This window comes from Paenibacillus methanolicus, assembly GCF_008124765.1.
GTDB lineage: Bacteria > Bacillota > Bacilli > Paenibacillales > Paenibacillaceae > Paenibacillus_Z > Paenibacillus_Z methanolicus.
Genome location: NZ_VNHS01000007.1, coordinates 105,186 through 122,128, shown reverse-complemented (window position 1 = coordinate 122,128; position 16,943 = coordinate 105,186). Strand labels below are relative to the sequence as shown.

Annotated in this window: 14 protein-coding genes and 1 pseudogene; 1 reads left to right on the top strand and 14 read right to left on the bottom strand. The window is 47.9% G+C overall.

Annotation, left to right across the window (positions count from 1 at the left end):
* Nucleotides 1–104 precede the first annotated feature (104 nt).
* The 6 genes from nudK to BCM02_RS18855 all read right to left on the bottom strand — a co-directional run bounded on the left by nudK (nt 105) and on the right by BCM02_RS18855 (nt 7,085).
* A complete protein-coding gene (nudK, locus tag BCM02_RS18880; protein ID WP_148930681.1) occupies nt 105–1,079 on the bottom strand; it encodes a GDP-mannose pyrophosphatase NudK in 975 nt (324 codons plus the stop codon).
* A 4-nt stretch (nt 1,080–1,083) separates the two neighbouring features.
* Nucleotides 1,084–2,277: a MerR family transcriptional regulator gene (locus tag BCM02_RS18875; RefSeq protein ID WP_148930680.1), complete on the bottom strand. Its 1,194-nt coding sequence runs from the start codon at nt 2,275–2,277 to the stop codon at nt 1,084–1,086.
* A 223-nt stretch (nt 2,278–2,500) separates the two neighbouring features.
* Complete coding sequence (locus BCM02_RS18870; RefSeq protein ID WP_148930679.1) at nt 2,501–3,979, bottom strand: serine hydrolase domain-containing protein; 1,479 nt, start codon at nt 3,977–3,979, stop codon at nt 2,501–2,503.
* A gap of 47 nt (nt 3,980–4,026) precedes the next feature.
* A complete protein-coding gene (locus BCM02_RS18865; RefSeq protein WP_148930678.1) occupies nt 4,027–5,124 on the bottom strand; it encodes a HAMP domain-containing sensor histidine kinase in 1,098 nt (365 codons plus the stop codon).
* Nucleotides 5,109–5,783 (bottom strand): response regulator transcription factor, encoded by a 675-nt coding sequence (locus BCM02_RS18860; protein ID WP_148930677.1) that lies wholly within the window; start codon nt 5,781–5,783, stop codon nt 5,109–5,111. Before BCM02_RS18860 ends, BCM02_RS18865 begins: the two co-directional genes overlap by 16 nt.
* Nucleotides 5,784–6,443: 660 nt before the next feature.
* Nucleotides 6,444–7,085, bottom strand: coding sequence for a TetR/AcrR family transcriptional regulator (locus BCM02_RS18855; protein ID WP_425466191.1), 642 nt, complete (start codon nt 7,083–7,085; stop codon nt 6,444–6,446).
* 180 nt (nt 7,086–7,265) lie between these two features.
* On the opposite strand from BCM02_RS18855, the gene BCM02_RS18850 reads away from it, so the two are divergent.
* Nucleotides 7,266–8,150 carry an SDR family oxidoreductase gene (locus BCM02_RS18850; protein ID WP_148930676.1) on the top strand — a complete coding sequence of 295 codons (885 nt, stop codon included), beginning with the start codon at nt 7,266–7,268 and terminating at the stop codon, nt 8,148–8,150.
* Between the two features lie 535 nt (nt 8,151–8,685).
* Here the strand turns inward: BCM02_RS18850 and BCM02_RS18845 are convergent.
* The 8 genes and pseudogenes from BCM02_RS18845 to BCM02_RS18810 all read right to left on the bottom strand — a co-directional run bounded on the left by BCM02_RS18845 (nt 8,686) and on the right by BCM02_RS18810 (nt 16,810).
* The gene (locus BCM02_RS18845) at nt 8,686–9,318 is read right to left on the bottom strand and encodes a type 1 glutamine amidotransferase family protein (protein ID WP_148930675.1); all 633 of its coding nucleotides are present in this window, start codon (nt 9,316–9,318) and stop codon (nt 8,686–8,688) included.
* A 75-nt stretch (nt 9,319–9,393) separates the two neighbouring features.
* Complete coding sequence (locus BCM02_RS18840; RefSeq protein WP_148930674.1) at nt 9,394–10,356, bottom strand: helix-turn-helix transcriptional regulator; 963 nt, start codon at nt 10,354–10,356, stop codon at nt 9,394–9,396.
* A gap of 605 nt (nt 10,357–10,961) precedes the next feature.
* Nucleotides 10,962–11,945, bottom strand: a pseudogene (locus BCM02_RS18835) (IS110 family RNA-guided transposase); the annotation flags it as partial.
* A 259-nt stretch (nt 11,946–12,204) separates the two neighbouring features.
* Complete coding sequence (locus tag BCM02_RS18830; RefSeq protein ID WP_148930673.1) at nt 12,205–12,723, bottom strand: hypothetical protein; 519 nt, start codon at nt 12,721–12,723, stop codon at nt 12,205–12,207.
* Nucleotides 12,724–13,092: 369 nt separating this feature from the next.
* Nucleotides 13,093–13,542, bottom strand: coding sequence for a cell wall hydrolase (locus BCM02_RS18825; RefSeq protein WP_148930672.1), 450 nt, complete (start codon nt 13,540–13,542; stop codon nt 13,093–13,095).
* A 165-nt stretch (nt 13,543–13,707) separates the two neighbouring features.
* Nucleotides 13,708–14,310, bottom strand: a complete 603-nt coding sequence (locus tag BCM02_RS18820) for a dihydrofolate reductase family protein (protein ID WP_148930671.1) — start codon at nt 14,308–14,310, stop codon at nt 13,708–13,710.
* A gap of 229 nt (nt 14,311–14,539) precedes the next feature.
* Nucleotides 14,540–16,048 carry a UDP-N-acetylmuramoyl-L-alanyl-D-glutamate--2,6-diaminopimelate ligase gene (locus BCM02_RS18815; RefSeq protein ID WP_148930670.1) on the bottom strand — a complete coding sequence of 503 codons (1,509 nt, stop codon included), beginning with the start codon at nt 16,046–16,048 and terminating at the stop codon, nt 14,540–14,542.
* Between the two features lie 159 nt (nt 16,049–16,207).
* A complete protein-coding gene (locus BCM02_RS18810) occupies nt 16,208–16,810 on the bottom strand; it encodes a suppressor of fused domain protein (RefSeq protein ID WP_148930669.1) in 603 nt (200 codons plus the stop codon).
* Nucleotides 16,811–16,943 lie beyond the last annotated feature (133 nt).

The window sequence follows — 16,943 nt, the reverse complement described above, 5'->3', positions numbered from 1 at the left end:
GAGTGGCACCTCAAACCTCCGCGACAAAAAAGCCTGAAGCGTTTGCTTCGGGCTTTTTTGTCGATCTTTTGGTCGCGCGCTTCAGAATCCGTCTTCGAACGAAGTCAGGCATTCAGCTTCGGAACGTCCTCCAGCTTCTCGAAGATCAGCTTCCCCATCGCCTTGGCCGCGTTCACCATCTCATCCGCTCCTGCCGACGGACCGCCAACTCTCACGACGGCATCGCAATGGCGCAACAGCCTTTCGGACGACGGATGGAAAATCCGGTTGAACGGCTCGTCTCCGATTCCGGTCGACCCCGCGGTCGCGATCAGCGGCAGCGCATACCATTCCCCCAACACCGGCATGTGCCCGGCTTCATAGAGCTGCAGGGCGATGTGGTTCATGTACCGGACGTTCTGCTCGATCTTCTCCGGATCGTCGCCGGTTCCCGATCGGTAAGGGCCCGCGACGAGAATATGCAGCGGCTGGCGTGGCGCTTCATGCGCCGCCTCCCGTTCAAGCAGTCCTTTCAGCTTGGCGTATTGCAGCAGCAGAATGGTCTTCCCGTCCCGAATTTCGCCGGTCCGGATCATCGCCATGGCCTGGTCGAACGGCAGTTCCAGCACCTCGATGTTTTCCTGCTCCTCGTCGAGTCCCCCGCCCTTTCCCGATGCCATCGTTTCGTCGTACTCGCCGACATAGAAATGGACGATCTCCGTGACCGACCCCGGAGACATGTACGCCTCTCCGACTTTTTGCACCGCCGCGAGCTTATAGCCCGTCTCTTCTTCCGTCTCGCGAACGATGCTGGCTTCCGGCGTTTCTTGATCCAGCAACCCTGCGCACGTTTCGATCAGCATCCCGGACGGGTTCTGATTCTTATAGGTCGGCATCCGGAACTGACGAGTCAGCACGACCGTCCGTTTGTCCCGATTATAGAGAAGGATGGTCGCGCCGTTGCCGCGATCGTACACTTCGCGCGCCTGCTCCTCCCACGCCCCGTTCTCTTTGCGGTACTCGAACGTAACCTTCTTCAGCACATACCAATTGTCCGATAGCACTTCCTCGGTAATCTTTCGAATTCGAGGGTTTTCCATTGTGTTATTTCCTCCCTATGTACATGCCGTTTTCCTTCGTAACCTTGAGCGGGCCTTCATTCTCCAGCCGATGTCCGACATAGTCGCGAAACCGTTCCAGCGCCGCTCCTTGCAGTCGCGACCTCGCATTCATGGGCGTTGAGGTCATGTAGTCGATCAGCGGCTCCGCTTCGGTGATGACTAGACGATCCTCGTACATGAGCGGTTGAACCTCATGGAAGAGAGGCGCGAACTGCTCGGCCGCATTGTCCAAGTGGAATCGTTCGATCACGCGATCCAGCACCTTCATGGCCGGGTCAAAATCCGTCCCCAGCCGCTCCACCTCCTGCAGGTGCCGCAAGCTCATCGTCGTCGCGTAGCATTGACCGCCTTTCTTGAGGACGCGATGGATTTCGTTGATCGCTTGCGGGATGTTCCGCACATGGTAGAGCATATTGTTCGCAATCGCTTTATCGAATTGTCCGTCATGGAACGGAATATCCTGCGCATCGACCAACAGGAACTTGAACTGGGGCAGCCCTTGAAGCCGGTCCCGCGCCTCCTCCAACATTCCCTGGGAAATATCCGTTAAGGTGATACGCCAGCTCTCTGGGATGCGGTCGGCATTGCGCAGCCACAAGGCGCCATCCCCGCAGCCGACCTCGAGCACATGGACATCCCGCTCCGTTCCCAGTTGGTCGAATACCCACCTATGCCAACCGTGCCGATTGGTCGAGAATCGATCGTACAGGTGAATGCGGGATTGCAGCCGCGAGGCATTCCGATACTGCTCTCCCCACTTCTGCTCCGCCTGCACGGCCCGGATAATATCCGCCAGATGACTCCAACTCCTCTCGCCAAGCCGCTCGTCATCCGCCAGCGCCTGCCGGATCGCCTTGACGACGTTCTCGGCATGCGCCATCTTCTGCCGCAGCACGTCCAGCTGCGCCAGAAGCGAATCCCGAATCCCACGTCCCGCATCCATCTCCGCCGCGAGAAGCTGTCCGATCTCCTCCAGCGACAGCCCCACATACTTGAGCGTCTGAATTTGCTGCAGCCGTCTGAGGTCATCCACATCGTATCGCCGCGCCGCCCCGATCTGGTCCTTGCCCGGCGTCAGGAGTCCGATCTGGTCGTAATATCGTAACGTTCGCAGCGTGAGCCCCGTCCGCTTGGCCAGCTGTCCTGTCGTAAAATAAGTCGGTTCGCTCAATTCCATCTTCCATCCTCCTTCCGCTTGATTTGATTTCTGACTGGTCAACACCAGTATAGAGGGTTACGTAACGTCATCCGCAAGCGTACGAGAAAAATAAAGGGTTTGACCGGACTCGGACTAAACCCCTGTAATAACGAAAGGCAGTCTGTAGACTTGGAAAATAAAGTCGTAGACTGCCTGTTATTATGGAGGGATCGTTCTCAGTCGTAAACAGAACCTCCTAGCATTATCGGTAGCCGGCCTCCAAACGAGCTTTTTTTGTATACTGAACATAGAGGTTATAATAGCAAACCAAGTGCAGTACATTGGCTAGCGACCATACAGCAAGCCATAAAATTAGAGTTGGTAGAGTAGTCCAAATGCCGAACCAGGGCAGCACGCGCCCTCCGCCGATAAACGTCAACAATGGAGACAGGGACAAGAGAATCAGGATCGGGATCAGCCTTCCTATCGTTATCGAAATCAACTTGCCGATTGTTAGGCGCTTCTTCTTCCGACGGATGCGAACATAGGCATACACGCCCCATACAAGCGTCGCGAGGATCAGCGCAATCAGGATGATTTCCATATTTCGGCCGTTCAGAAAAGAGGTTTCGGGTTGCTCGCCCCTCATAATATCCGCGATTCCATCGATAAACGCGGCGTAATTCACAAAAGCGTTCAAACCGGAATTAAACATCACCGCGATCCCCATCTGATCGTCCAAATAAATCGTTTCTTCCGACTTATACGTCCAGAAAATGCCGCTGTGGGAAATCGTTCGGCCGCCGGCTTCCTCTTGGTCTGCCAGCCATCCCATTCCATATGGGCCGATAGCTCCGGCGGAATGGTATTGTTTCGTCAGCGCCGGGGAAAGGAGGTCGCCGCGGTACTGGGCAAGCATCCACCGTGACATATCTTCCGCGGTTGAAACGATGCCGGCTGGACCTTCAACGAACCATAGCGGCTCCGAATGGCTTACGGAACGTCCCAGAATGAAGTAATGCCCCGGCGGAATCGCGTCGTTCCCATCGATTTGCCGCGTCGTGCCAACACTGAAGGTATTGTCCATTCCGAGAGGTTTAAAAACATGTTGATTCAGGTAATCCGAAAAGCGCTCTCCACTGACGCTTTCCACGAGGTTTGCCAACAGCACGTAATTGGGATTATGGTAGCTGTAGGTTGTTCCGGGATCATGGGCGAGCTGAACCTCGTTTAATAACCATTTCGCCTCATGCAGGGTTTGGAATTGCGGATTCCTCGTCATGTCGGGATTTGTTTGATCATTCAGACCGCTGGTTTGATTCAATAAATGGCGAATCGTAATGTCACGAACGCGGGGGTCCTGCGGCGAAAGTTCGGGAAAATAGGACGCGTACGTCGCATCGAGGTCAATCCGTCCTTTATCGACCAGCTGCAGCACGGCCAAAGCGGTAAAAGATTTGCTTAGCGAAGCAATGGGGAAAGGCGTATCGCCCGTTACGCGTTGGCCATCCGCGAATGTACCGTAGCCCTCTGCATAGAAGACCTCTTCGTTATTCGCGATGGCCAAAGACGCACCCTCGATGTGATTTGCCTTCATGTTCCGGTTCATGTATTCGTCGATGTCCCGCCACACCTTGGCACGATCACGGACTTCCATGGCGGATATGGGCGTCGTACACACGGAACATAAAAGCAGCAAGCAGCCGATTGCGATGAACATTCTTTTTTGCAGGTTCTGCATCATAGCACTCCTTTAATTCGCGATAAGGAAATGCTAACGGATAATCTTCAACTTTTTATCAATTCCATCCCAAAACTTGCCGACACGCTGCCTCCCCCATGAGGATGGTTTTCGATCCGCAGGCCCCCCTCGTGTTTTTCGCAAAGCACCTTACAAATATAGAGACCCAACCCGTGATGTTCGTTCGCGTCCCACATCTCCCCGCGGTAAAAAGGAAGTACGGCCTTGCGCAAGGCTTCGTCCGAGAAACCGGGCCCGTCATCCGTGACGGTAATATGTAAAGCGCCATCTTGGATGACATAGCGAACATTCACCTGACTGACTGCGTAGCGCACCCCATTGGCCACCAGGTTTTCAAAAACCTGCATGACGATGTAAGTATCCACGTTAATTTCGATACTAGCGCCTTCCATAGAAGAGACGAAGCGTTTACCGAACTGCCTCGTGAGTTGTTCGGCGCTATCGTTCAGCAAAGCCGTCAACGTTGTCGTCTCCGTCGGCCTGCGATTCACCGGGACGTCCTCCAGCTTCTGAATCGAGGCCATAGCCTCCGCATAGCTCTCCAGACGCAGGATGTGAAGGTTCATGGTATGAATTAGGTCGAGCACCTTTTCGTCCGACAATTTCTTCTCGGGCAAATAGGTCGCGAGAAACTCGGCGTATCCTTTCAACACCGACAGCGGCGTCCTCAGATCATGGGCAAAAATCGCATTAAGCTGCTTGCGCTCCTCAACCGAACGCCACAGCGTCTTCATGTTTCTTTCCAATTGCTCGCGCATATTTTCAAATACGGCAATCAGCTCGCCCATCTCGTCCCGGCTATCATAGGAGATAGGGAAGCTTAGATCATTGGCCGAAATGTTCTCGGATGCTTGCTTTAATATCTCCAGCGGACGTTGTAGTTTCCACCGGTAAAATAGTACGGCCATGGTCACAATTCCGGCAGTCACGGTTAGCAGAACCGCCGCGACGAGGGAGGTGAGCACCCAATCCGCATCTCCGAAACGCTTCCGCAGGCTCTCTGCCCAGGCAAACTCCAGGGTGATGACGCCAAGTACGGCCATGAGCGTAAGAACGCATAACAGAATAAAAGATTGCAGCAAGTTGAGTCGCTTTAGCAGTTGCCCATTCATGAACTTGGCCATTTGTATCCTACTCCCCAAACCGTCTCGATTCGGTCCTTGCACTCGTATTCCTTTAATTTGGAGCGAATTCGCCTGATATGCTCCGCGATCACGCTGCTTTCTCCTTCATTGTCCAAGCCCCATATATTTTCGTATATGCGTTCCTTCTCGAACACCATGCCGGGATGCATGGACAGCAATTCGATAATGTCGAATTCTTTTTTGGCCAGCGGAATTCGCGTACCCCGGTAGCACAGCGTCCGGGCCGTATAGTCAATGACTAAATCATCGTTAAACCTCACCGAGTTTTTGGTTTGGATTCGCTGTTCCCTGCGCAAATGCGCTTCGACCCTGGCGCCCAGCTCGCGAATGCTGAACGGTTTCAGGATATAGTCGTCTCCTCCGACTCCAAATCCGGCTACTTTATCGGCATCTTCGATTCGAGCCGTTAAGAATAAGATCGGACAAGAGACGAAGTCTCTCATTTTCTCGCATAATTCAAGACCATTCTGTTCGGGCATGTTAATGTCCAGTAAAATGAGATCGGGGCGCTGTTCCACCTTCCGCAGCGCCTCCCGGCCGTCCTTGGCCGTCATGACGAAATACCCGTTGATTTCGAAGTAATCGGTCAGCAGTTTTCGAAGGTCCGCTTCATCGTCCACGATCAGTATTCTAGGCATCAATGCTCCATCTCCTATAGCATATGAATGGAAATAAAAAACAACCGAAGGAGCAGCTGATCGGTTGCCAAGTAAGCGTTCTTAATGATCTTAGGATAACTTAGATACACTTCTGATAAGGAAACGGTACTACAAAACCGTTAGAGATACAACGAAATTCCCCTTTATCCAGTCTTTCATTATTTACTCTTGCCCGGTAGCTTAATGAGGCCGCCGATCTTACCGGCAGCCTCATCATGGTTGGTTGATGGAACTAATGTCTCCGATAGTTGAATCACTTAGACTTTTATTTATTCCTTTCAATAAGTTCATTTATTTTCTCCATAAGTATCTTGTCATTCTTCAACTTCCGTTTAAGGCTACCGTCAATACTAATTAAGCCAGTGACTACCAAGAACATGAAAATTAAAATGAGTACGTTCATTGGGCATTCAACCCCCTCCAAAAAGATGCCAGCTTCATACAACCTCCACAGCTCACTTAATTTCATAACAAAACCTCCCTTTAGAAGCTATTAAAACTAGTTTGCTTCTAAGGAGAGGTTTTAATAATCAGCAGGGCGTGTTGAACTATCGTTTCCCGTTACCGGAATGACCTGAATGTAAACTATGGTACGGTTCAGTCTGTAACGGCAAGTTAAAGGCCACCCCACAGATGTGCTCACGAAATTGTTAGTAAAATCTCCGCTACCTGACTCTCAAAATTGGAGTCGTCAATTGCATCCAGATGTTCCGGTCTAATCATTTGATACTTTTTCATCTTATAATATTCGATTATTGCTTGTTTCAACGTGAGATCATACCATTGAATACTGAAAGTCGGTTCCATGAAGCGCCGCAGTGTGGCGTCATCTTGAATCAAGGGCAGCACGGGATTCATTCTGTTGAAAACTTTCCGGTCCATCCCGTTTTCGAAAAAAGCCTGTAAATTCTTATTTCGATTTTGTTGGGCCATAGCGAGCTTATCATAAAGCGTCGGATAGAATTCCTTGAGATCTTGCAGAAACAGGTCAGATAAATAAACAACGCACAGCAGCGACTGCAGAAATGTTTTTTGGAAGCGATCTGCATAAGAGAGGGAGTCATCATTTACAACGAGATCAGCCTGCTGTAAGTACTGAATTTCATATTCGACAACCTTTTCGATGATATCATCTTTGGATGAAAAATGTTTATATAGCGTCACTTTACTAATATCCATATATTTTGCGATATCGTCTATTCTCAATTGGCTGAACTTCGCTTTTCGAACGATCGGCTTAATTTTATTCAAGTAGTGATTGGTGCTCATCGGTTTCCTCACGACTTAAGCCTCCTTTGATGCTTACTCCACAATAGTATAACAAAATCGATGTTATCACAATTTTCATTAACGAATTTTATTAACTTAACTAATTTAGTTAAATTAGTTTACTTTGTTGATTGCCTGCTGTATAATCTCTCCTGTACCTAATCATGCCATTGAGGTGAAAGGATGAATACAATGCGTGTATTTGTAACTGGTGCAACGGGTTTCATCGGTTCTGCCGTCGTACGCGAACTTCTCGATGCTGGCCATCAGGTAGTTGGACTCGCCCGCTCTGATAAGTCAGCCGCAGCGTTATCGGCAGCCGGCGCCGATGTGCACTACGGCGACCTCGATAACCTTGACAGCCTTCGAGAAGGCGCTGGGTTGGCGGATGGCGTCATTCACTTGGCCTTCAAACATGACTTCTCCAGTTTTGAGGCAGCCGCAGCCGCCGACAGCCTGGCAATCGAGGCAATGGGAGCGGCGCTCAAGGGCACCGGGAAACTATTTGTTGCCACCTCGGGCACGTTAATGCTCATGCCGGGAATCCTCGGGACGGAAGAGCAGGTTTCGATGCAACCTACGCCGCGACGCTCCGAGGAGGCGGCGCTTGTACTGGCTGGCCACGGAGTGCGGTCATCGATCGTCCGTCTCGCACCGTCCGTCCATGGTGAGGACGAGCAGGGCTTCGTACCGACCCTCATCGGGATCGCGCGCCAAAAAGGGGTTTCGGCATATGTGGGAGATGGACGCAACCGCTGGCCGGCAGTGCATCGGTTGGATGCGGCACGTCTCTTCAGACTGGTGCTTGAGAAGGGCGACACGGGAGCCATATATCACGGGGTCGCCGACGAGGGAGTGCCCTTTCGGGATATTGCCGGCGTCATCGGTCGTCAACTTAACCTGCCGGTGCGCAGCATAACCCGTGAAGAGGCAGACGCTCACTTCGGGTGGCTCTCCTTCGCCGCTTCCACCGATAATCCAACCTCGAGCGCGCTGACTAAGGAACGCTTAGGATGGCAGCCAGTGTACCCTGCTCTGATCGCGGACCTTGAACAGGGCCACTACTTCAAACACTGAAATACCTCGTTATCTCTAATGCAATTTTGGGCCATCCTTTGTGAGACGGCCCTTCGCTTTCGAAAGAATTAATTCCTACTCCGGCCTTCTGTCTTCTTAAAACTTGCCGTTACTTGTGGTACGGTTCACCGTAACGTATCAAAACACAACGTACAGTTTGACCCCATAAAATATATCAATAATATAAACAAAGCCACTCCTGACAATGGAGTGGCTCTTTGGATAGACTTCACTTTATCGAACTAACGTTCCCAGTTAGTTAGCTTAACTCTCTTTTAACCCAGTGGTAATAAAGGAGTCAATGATGCAGTGTGAGTAATCTACGGTGGAACTTAACTGAGGAACAAATAACGTACCAATGAAAAATTTATGCTCAGGTAGGGAAACGACAGGAAAATGCGGATTTACAACAATAAGAAAATTCCAAATTAAAAAACCCAACTTCTCTGCAAAACAAAATAGAGAAAGTGAGCTTTTCAGTTACTTCATTATTTTTATTTGAACCAATATAGAACTGCTAAGTTGATTTTTTAGCTCAGCTATTTATTGAATTCATTAGCTGGAAGAAGTATTCGGGTTTATGAGTCTTATTTAGGTTATACCATGAATGTAATGTATCTGGTGCAAATACATCTAATTTTTTCAGTACTTCCATCGCAAATTCCAGAGGAGCTATTCCTGATGCAGTAACTAAATTCGCATCAGACACCGCAGTTCCCCCCTCATAGAACTTTTCTCCTTTATAGTTAGGACATACCATTTTAGTGTATTCTAAATTATTACTTGTATGCTTTCTAGTATCTAAGTATCCCATATTCGCAAGGGCCTCAGTTGCACCACAAATTGCAGCAACAATAGTGCCAAACGTTAAAGCTTGGCCAATTCTTTCCAAGATAGGTTGATGAATTTCTTCATTCCAAGTAGTCCCTCCTGGTAAAATTAAAAGATCTTTACTCTCAAGAGTACATTCATCAAGGGAAATATCTGGTTTTATGTTCAGTCCTCCCATAGTAGTAATCATTTCTTTATTAGCTCCTACTGTAATTACTTTTAAAGGTACTAAATCTTTTTTGAAGTATCTTCCTGAGTTTAGTTCAGCAATTAAATATCCATATTCCCAGTCCGACATTGTATTAAATACATATAAAAAAACTTTTTTTGTTTGCATCCAATAACACTCCAATCACAATTGATATAGCCAACTATAACATTACTCCCCTGACACCTAGCGTCAGGGGAGTAATCAAATTTGGTGAAATTTAATTAATTCCGACAAAACTTCAATCATTCTTTTCTTAAGGCTGATTGGCTCAATAACTCGAATAGATTTACCGTACGTTAAAAGTAAATAAGGTACATATGTATGTATCATATCTTTCTCAAGAAGAAATACTGCTTGATTTGAAGTCCACTCTTGTAAATAATGTCCTAAAAACCAATGTTGGCAAATATCAGCTAATACACTTTTATCCCCATTAATAACCAAAGAAATAATCCCTTCCTTATCTTCTATAGTTGGAAGAAGATTTTTCATAAAAGAGACACGTGCTGAAAAATTTTCTGGCCGGTTAAACTTATTTTCAGTTAGCATTAGACTTTCAATTCGATCTAATCTAAAACTACGGATATCATTCCTAAGATGACAAAATCCAATCACATACCACTTATTATTCCAATAGATAATTCTGTACGGATCGACCAATCTATAATTTAATTGCTTTTCGCCACTTTTATGGTGAAGAATTTTTACTGAGTACCCGTCAGCTACGGCCTGCTCCAACTCCTTCAAAAAAGGTTCCCTAGCGAATGAACTTAATCGACTTATTACTTCAAGACTAGTTAAATGTTGGTTTATCTTTGTTTCCTGCTCTTGATTTGAGTATTTACTTAGTTTTGAAATGGCCCTATTTAGTGCTTCACCTCCATAATATCCGGCTTCTTCTGCAAAAACAGCAGCGTGAAATAGTGAAATTTGCTCCTCAAAATCAAAAAAAAGAGGAGCCTCAATAAAATTGTTCAATAAAGTGTATCCACCGTTATGTCCTGGTTCTGAAATTATAGGTACGCCACTTGTTGAAATTGTATCAATATAACGATACACAGTCCTTATATTCATCTCTAACTTTTCTGAAATTTGTTTTGCAGTAATTTTTTCACCTGAACGAAGCATCCATAGAATTGCCAACATATTGTCAATTTTAGGCATATAATTCCACCTCAATATGAAATTTATTTTCTATTATACATTTCCGATTTTTGGTATAACTCATCAACTGTTCCAGCTTTCTATACAATGAAGCCCTAGACACATTTGTGAATATGTCTGGTTGCTGTTCCTTTCCCTGTGATTAGATAGCTCGATTACGTCTCCTAATCATACAACTAATTGGAAGTATCCTCCCTCTATGGAGAATCGTTTTCCTCTTAAATACGCCTGTTTTCTTAGATTTTGAACGTTTTTCTTTCGTACGAAACACAAACTGAATGGAGCAAAATTGTAAAAGATACAGAATGTGGGGCAGGGAAAGCGAAAAAGCATACCCACCCAGACCACTCGTTTAAAAAAAGCGGTCGTTCTGGAGATTTATGGTTGCACCTTTGGATCTCCACATCGCCTCATGGAGGTCAACCCTCCCATGTCTCACAGAGTCTTCGCTCCCACATTCCTTCATTCAACCTGTCCATGAGGTGGAGGTCGGATATGCTGCCCGACAGGATCTTCGTCCGTATGATAGGTCTGTTCCGACTCATCCGTGCTTCAATTGTCCGTACCCTTGTTATTTACGTTCGTCCTCTATGAAAAGCCTGAATTTAAGCTGCTAACGAAACTTTCGTGAACCGAGGGATATCCTGCAACATCTTTACTTCACTGAACCGATGACCTTTTTTCAAGACACCAAAGAGAATTCGAATCAGCTTGCCATAAAGCGTAATGAACGACTGCATCTTTTTCAACGGATTGTCTGGCCGTTTGGTGTAGTACTGATGCAAGGCCTTAAACGCTCGGTTCTTGGCCACCAGCGGCATCATGACGCGAAATAGCAGCGCCCGTAACCGCTTACGACCTCTCTTTGTGATCTTCGTTTGTCCTTTGTGTTTCCCGGACGTGTTTTCTTTGAGGTTCAAGCCGGCGAGCTTAATGATCTGTTTTGGATGCCGGTAACGCTCAATGTCGCCAATTTCAGCGAGGAAACCGGCTATGCTATCCCGACCAATGCCTTTTATGGCCATTAACTGCTTCACATGTGGAATTTGTTCTAAGAGCTCATCCAGCCTTGCCTTAAGCTCTTCAAACTTACTTTCAAGCAGCTCGTACTGTGTTAACAACAGTCTCAGCTCGAGTTTTGCTAGTGCTGTACCTTCTCGTATACCAACCGAACAGCTTGCCGCTGCTTTCAGACTTCTCATACGCTCGATACCCAGACCTCGCTTGGCAACCTTCCTGAGATGACTCAGCAAGGCCTCCTCTGACTCTGAAACCAGCTCATGCGGCAACAAACAAAGACTGAGCATTTGGCGTGCGGACTTGCACTCCCAATCCTTAAATACCATGAGGAACTCTGGAAAATACCGATCCAACCTGTTATGGACGCGGCCTTGCACCACGCGCAAGTCAGTCGACAGATGATCGCGAATTTTCATCGCTTCCCTGAGTTCGGCATAGATGCCTTGGGGAAGGTTAGGTACGGCGTATCTTCCGTCTTTGACGAGCTGCGCGATGACTTTAGCATCTTTGATGTCGTTCTTGGTTGGCGAATTGTCATCTAATTCTTTGCTTTTCTTCACGTGGAGCGATGGTAGAAGTGATTTGATTAATTCGATCATTTTGAGTAGAATGCATCTTGTAGTCTCCTTGGTTTGTTTTTGGATCCGTTAGCTGGCCAGCATCGTGGACCCATTAATATCATACCAAGGAGTCTTTTTGTTTTCTCAAACCTCGTATTTCTTCAATATAGGAATGCTGCCCAATAGCTTAATGATAAAAGAAGCAGCTGCCGCGGCGGCAACTGCTCCTGGATCGTTCAACTAAAGTCTCCTGTTAGAGCATAATCAACTAATTATCGAACGTAATGATTAGTCTAATATCCGAAGGGTCCTTACTTCCAACAAGACGATTTACGGCATCCAAAAATCTACATCCACATTCCCGATAATTAACCGATTCCATTATTTTTTCGCCGTCCATAGTCTCATCTTCATATTCAAACACTTGGTCCCAGTTATATTCTATCAGTTCTTTTGCAGTAAACCACGTCGTACTATGACCTTCTATAAGTATGATTTGGGGCGGAATCTTCGGGCTAACGTCTTCGGGCAACCCGCGTGGATCACAGATATAAGGCATGTTCTCGGAGTTACGTTGATTTGCCAAGATTGCAAAGAGCTCATAATTTCTATCAGTGAAGACCATATCCTTTCTTAGGACCTCCCAAATCGGGGGCTCGTCAATATCAGGAACGACACCTGCCCAACTGCTTGTCCACTTATCACAGGATACCCACTTGCCAATTCGGTTTACACCTTCATTTTCATACACTTTCTCTTCTGCAAAACAATGAATATCCGTTCCCATTATGCACCTCTAGTTATTACCAGGATATGAATATCATTCGAGGTATTTCCGCGTTACCCTGCCCGTTAATTCAATGAAAACGACAGCCGATCAAATGGCCGGCTGCCGCGGTGTTCATTCAGCTATCGTTCCCAGATAGCTTAAGCTTCTTCCGATACTACGTGAAATTTGATAAAAGCCACCCTTGATTATTTAAAGTTTGGATTTGCAACTACTTTTAAGTGATCACCTATTTTTTCACAGTCAGGTGAGGACGCTTATCAAGAAGAGGCTGTGCTTCTTTTAAGGCAACTTTTCGTAGTCGATGGCATACCGAAGTGTTTTTTATTTGGCATTGAATGCCTTTGGCATTCGCCCTTATAAAGTTTTTTATCGGTAAATTTCCGCGCATTCCGTGCTTGTTGGTTGGTAAAAACAATGATTTTTCCAAGTACCCGCGAGCGGTTGACCGTACCACACTTCGGGGCAAGCTTGAGATGTTGGCCCCCACGGGTTGAAATACCACAGCGAGTATTTTGAAGGCCATTCTCGCCAGCCTTTTATGGTCTGCTCAGCTAGCCGCCGCTCTCGTTCCCGTGACTTCAGATAAAAATCGGGTTCTACTATGGCGTCGAACATGGCATCGCCATTCATATAATGATAAATAACATCATTAATATTGTTGACGTTCTTGAAGTCCGAACACCTGACTACGGCCCGATTAATCACGACAGCGCCAACCGTTAACATTCCCTTTTCGCCTTCCGCCTGTGCCTCGCCCCTCATAAGCCGCGCCAACAAATCAACGTCAGACGACGTATACTTAACCCTCGCACCCATGGCAAATCCCCCTTTAACTGGTTAACACACTATATTCACATTATGGCAAAATGACCATTGACGTGCGGGGCGGGTCGCATGGCAGCCGATCGTTTGGCCAGCTGCCGCTGTGTAACGGTTGAACTAACGTTCTTCCGTTAGCTTAATCAATAACTGAAGCTTCGTTCACATACTGCCGAATGACGGTTTTCCTACAAGCTGGTAACGCAATAGAACCGCCCCTTTGGAGAACGTTCTGGATTCCATCAATTGCAGGACCGTCGGTAGCGTACCATCACCGAAAAATCGTTTTCCCTTTCCGAGCAATACAGGAAACTGCCAGATGTTCATTCGGTCAATTAGCTCATGACGTAACAAGGTCTGGACCAGGTCACTGCTGCCGGCGACGTGCACCTCCCCGTACCGCTCCTTCAACAAAGGCACACTTATGGTCACATCGGCGTCGAGCAGCTTTGTATGGTTCCAATCCACTTTAGTCAATGTCCGGGATGCAACATATTTGGGTTTCTCGTTCATCAACTTGGCGAACGGGTTTGTATCTGGCGCCTGCGGCCAGTACGACGCAAAGTTCTCGTACGTCTTACGACCGATCAACAGAGCGTCGAGGCTGGCATAATCAGCCGCGATCAATTGTCCAGACTCGGGATCTGTAAACGGCTCCTGCCAACCGCCATAGCCGAAACCACCGTCACGGTCTTCATCAGGCGACCCGGGGGATTGTATAACGCCATCCAAGGTCATGAACATATGCACGACAAGTTCTCCCATTTTGCTGTTCATCCTTTCTATTAAAGCTGGTATCGAGTATCTGTATGCTGCATTTTAGGGCATTTCAGTTCGAATTGTTTCTTACAGATTGCTAATCTAAATTGCCCGATATTTCAATGAAAACGGCAGCCGATCAATGGCCAGCTGCCGTCATGTCTAGATTCAGCTATATTTTTCCGATTACTTAATCTTGTAGTCCACACTATCTGGTTTAGGCAGTTCTACCCCATTAGCTGGGAGTTCCGCCCCTCCGCTCTCGAATCTTATCCCTGGCAACCTCGCGGTCATCAAACTTAATCGTTCCAACCGACGTGATTTGGTAAGTTTCATGCCCTTTACCCGCAATGACGACGACATCACCTGGATTCGCCATTGCAATCGCCCTCGTAATAGCCTCGGCACGATCCGCCGTTAATTCATAGCTGTCTCCCGAATCATGCTTCTCTCGTAGACCTGCCTCGATGTCCGTCAGAATCTGTTCTGGATTCTCCGAACGCGGATTGTCGGATGTAACGACCACATAGTCGCTGTACTCAGCCGCAATGCGTCCCATAATAGGGCGCTTCGTCCGGTCGCGGTCGCCACCGCAGCCAAATACCGTGATAACACGTTGTCTGGCAACCCCTTGGACTGCACGTAGCAGATTGTCCAGTCCATCCGGAGTATGGGCATAATCGACCAGTACGAGGAATGGTTGCCCTTCGTTAACAACCTCCATCCGACCCGGAACGCCTGGAAACGATGCTAGCCCCCCGCGTATAGTCTCGAGTGTCAAACCCTCGACGAGAGCAGCAGTAATTGCCGCCAATGCATTATAAACGTTGAACATACCGACCATACCGACTTGCATCTCAGCGGTTCCCTTATACGTGACGACCCGGAATGACGTACCTAATGGGGTCAATTGGATGGCTTCTGCCCGTACATCCGCCTCTTCGCGAATGCCGTATGTGAGCACATTCGCCGCCGTAAGCTTGCGAAGAACGGAAGAAGCGTCATCATCCTCGTTCAGCACCGCAAACTTGCGTTTCGCCGGATCGTCGGAGAAACCGTTGCCGAGCCTTGAGAAGAAAAGGCCTTTCGCGGCGATATAACGTTCCATCGTACCGTGATAATCCAGATGATCCTGCGTAATGTTAGTAAACACGGCCGACCGGAACTCACAACCTAATACCCGCCCGGCATCGAGCCCCTGCGACGTCACTTCCATTACGGCAATTGAACAGCCCTCATCGACCATTCTCCGAAGATTCGCTTGCAGTACTGGCGGCTCTTGCGTATTGATGTCTGTCTCGAAAAGCGTATCTCCGATCTTCGTGCCGATGTTCCCCATCAACCCAGTTTTGCTGCCAGCATACCGAAGAATCGCATCTATCATGTGGGCGGTAGTTGTTTTGCCGTTCGTTCCGGTGACCCCGATCAGTGTGAGCTCGCGGCTAGGATAACCATAGAAATGCGCTGAAAGCACCGCAAGCGCGTGCCGCGAATCCTTCACGAGAACCACGGGAACATCGACCTCAATGTCATGCTCGGCGACAATGGCTACCGCCCCCGCATGAACAGCATCGCCGGCATAGGGGTGCCGATCTTCCTGATAGCCGGGAATGCCTGAAATGCATACGAACAGTTCACCCGGTGAAAGACGTCGTGAATGATTAGAGATTCCCGTTATTTCGATATCTGCGTTTCCACGGACAATCGCGTTCGGAATAAGTGCTGCTAAATCCCGTAATTGCATTCCTCATCCTCCTCAAAGCGTGCACGGATACATTTATTTTACACATCCAATCCATTCGAAGGAAATATTCCCATTCAAGCGAACTGCCGTTACTTCAACCAGACAAACAAGAAACTTATCAATATTTCTTGAATCCGTTGGTAGTTATTGCTGAGTTGCCTACGGCCGACGAGGATCGATAATGGAATGTTCAGTGCCTGCCATGTAGGAGTCGAAGGCATCCACGCCTTCCCGCAAAATCAGGGTGGCTTCTTGCGCAGTGATAGGTAACGCCCATACAACCCGGATAACCTCGTTTCCGATCTGAATCTCCTCCAGATCTTCGCTTTCTCCCCTCAGCTCGTCCAGGAAAAAGGCTTTCGTCGACCAGTTTGCTGGAGCAAGCTTACTTTCCTCCATGACTATGGGTATCCGGGAATCACGAGATGTTACAATATGATGCGCGATTAGATCGCATACATACGAGAATATTCGATCGACGGACTCGCCGCCTAAATCATATGGCAAAGCCATCACCCATTCCGTACCGATCGGTTGTCCATTGGAGCGGAGCGTATTGGATAACCCGACAGTCGAAAATCTCGCTACGTCGTTCTCGCCTGCTGCCGGAAAATAATAGATTTCTACGTGAACCGCTTTTTCGGGATGGTTCAGGATGACCCGGTATTGGGGCATTGACCATTCTTTGATAAAGGCTCCCAAGATGATCGTCCTTCGAATATCGAACGAAAGCGCTCTCTCTTTGTTTGATTCCATGAACATAGCAAACCACACGCTCCTTCTTTTCGTTGTAACCCGTTGGAATACCAGCGCAATGTTCATTCAACCATAAAAGTGCACGAAAATCACATCGAATTCAATGTTTTGCTCGCATATCGAGGATTATAATGAAAAG

Bases quoted from the DNA above. Each gene is read 5' to 3' on its own strand.
- nudK (WP_148930681.1), bottom strand. From the start codon at position 1,079: ATGGAAAACCCTCGAATTCGAAAGATTACCGAGGAAGTGCTATCGGAC.
- BCM02_RS18870 (WP_148930679.1), bottom strand. From the start codon at position 3,979: ATGCAGAACCTGCAAAAAAGAATGTTCATCGCAATCGGCTGCTTGCTG.
- BCM02_RS18815 (WP_148930670.1), bottom strand. From the start codon at position 16,048: ATGCAATTACGGGATTTAGCAGCACTTATTCCGAACGCGATTGTCCGT.
- BCM02_RS18875 (WP_148930680.1), bottom strand. From the start codon at position 2,277: ATGGAATTGAGCGAACCGACTTATTTTACGACAGGACAGCTGGCCAAG.
- BCM02_RS18860 (WP_148930677.1), bottom strand. From the start codon at position 5,783: ATGCCTAGAATACTGATCGTGGACGATGAAGCGGACCTTCGAAAACTG.
- BCM02_RS18865 (WP_148930678.1), bottom strand. From the start codon at position 5,124: ATGGCCAAGTTCATGAATGGGCAACTGCTAAAGCGACTCAACTTGCTG.
- BCM02_RS18820 (WP_148930671.1), bottom strand. From the start codon at position 14,310: ATGGGAGAACTTGTCGTGCATATGTTCATGACCTTGGATGGCGTTATA.
- BCM02_RS18830 (WP_148930673.1), bottom strand. From the start codon at position 12,723: ATGGGAACGGATATTCATTGTTTTGCAGAAGAGAAAGTGTATGAAAAT.
- BCM02_RS18850 (WP_148930676.1), top strand. From the start codon at position 7,266: ATGCGTGTATTTGTAACTGGTGCAACGGGTTTCATCGGTTCTGCCGTC.
- BCM02_RS18825 (WP_148930672.1), bottom strand. From the start codon at position 13,542: ATGGGTGCGAGGGTTAAGTATACGTCGTCTGACGTTGATTTGTTGGCG.
- BCM02_RS18810 (WP_148930669.1), bottom strand. From the start codon at position 16,810: ATGTTCATGGAATCAAACAAAGAGAGAGCGCTTTCGTTCGATATTCGA.
- BCM02_RS18840 (WP_148930674.1), bottom strand. From the start codon at position 10,356: ATGCCTAAAATTGACAATATGTTGGCAATTCTATGGATGCTTCGTTCA.
- BCM02_RS18845 (WP_148930675.1), bottom strand. From the start codon at position 9,318: ATGCAAACAAAAAAAGTTTTTTTATATGTATTTAATACAATGTCGGAC.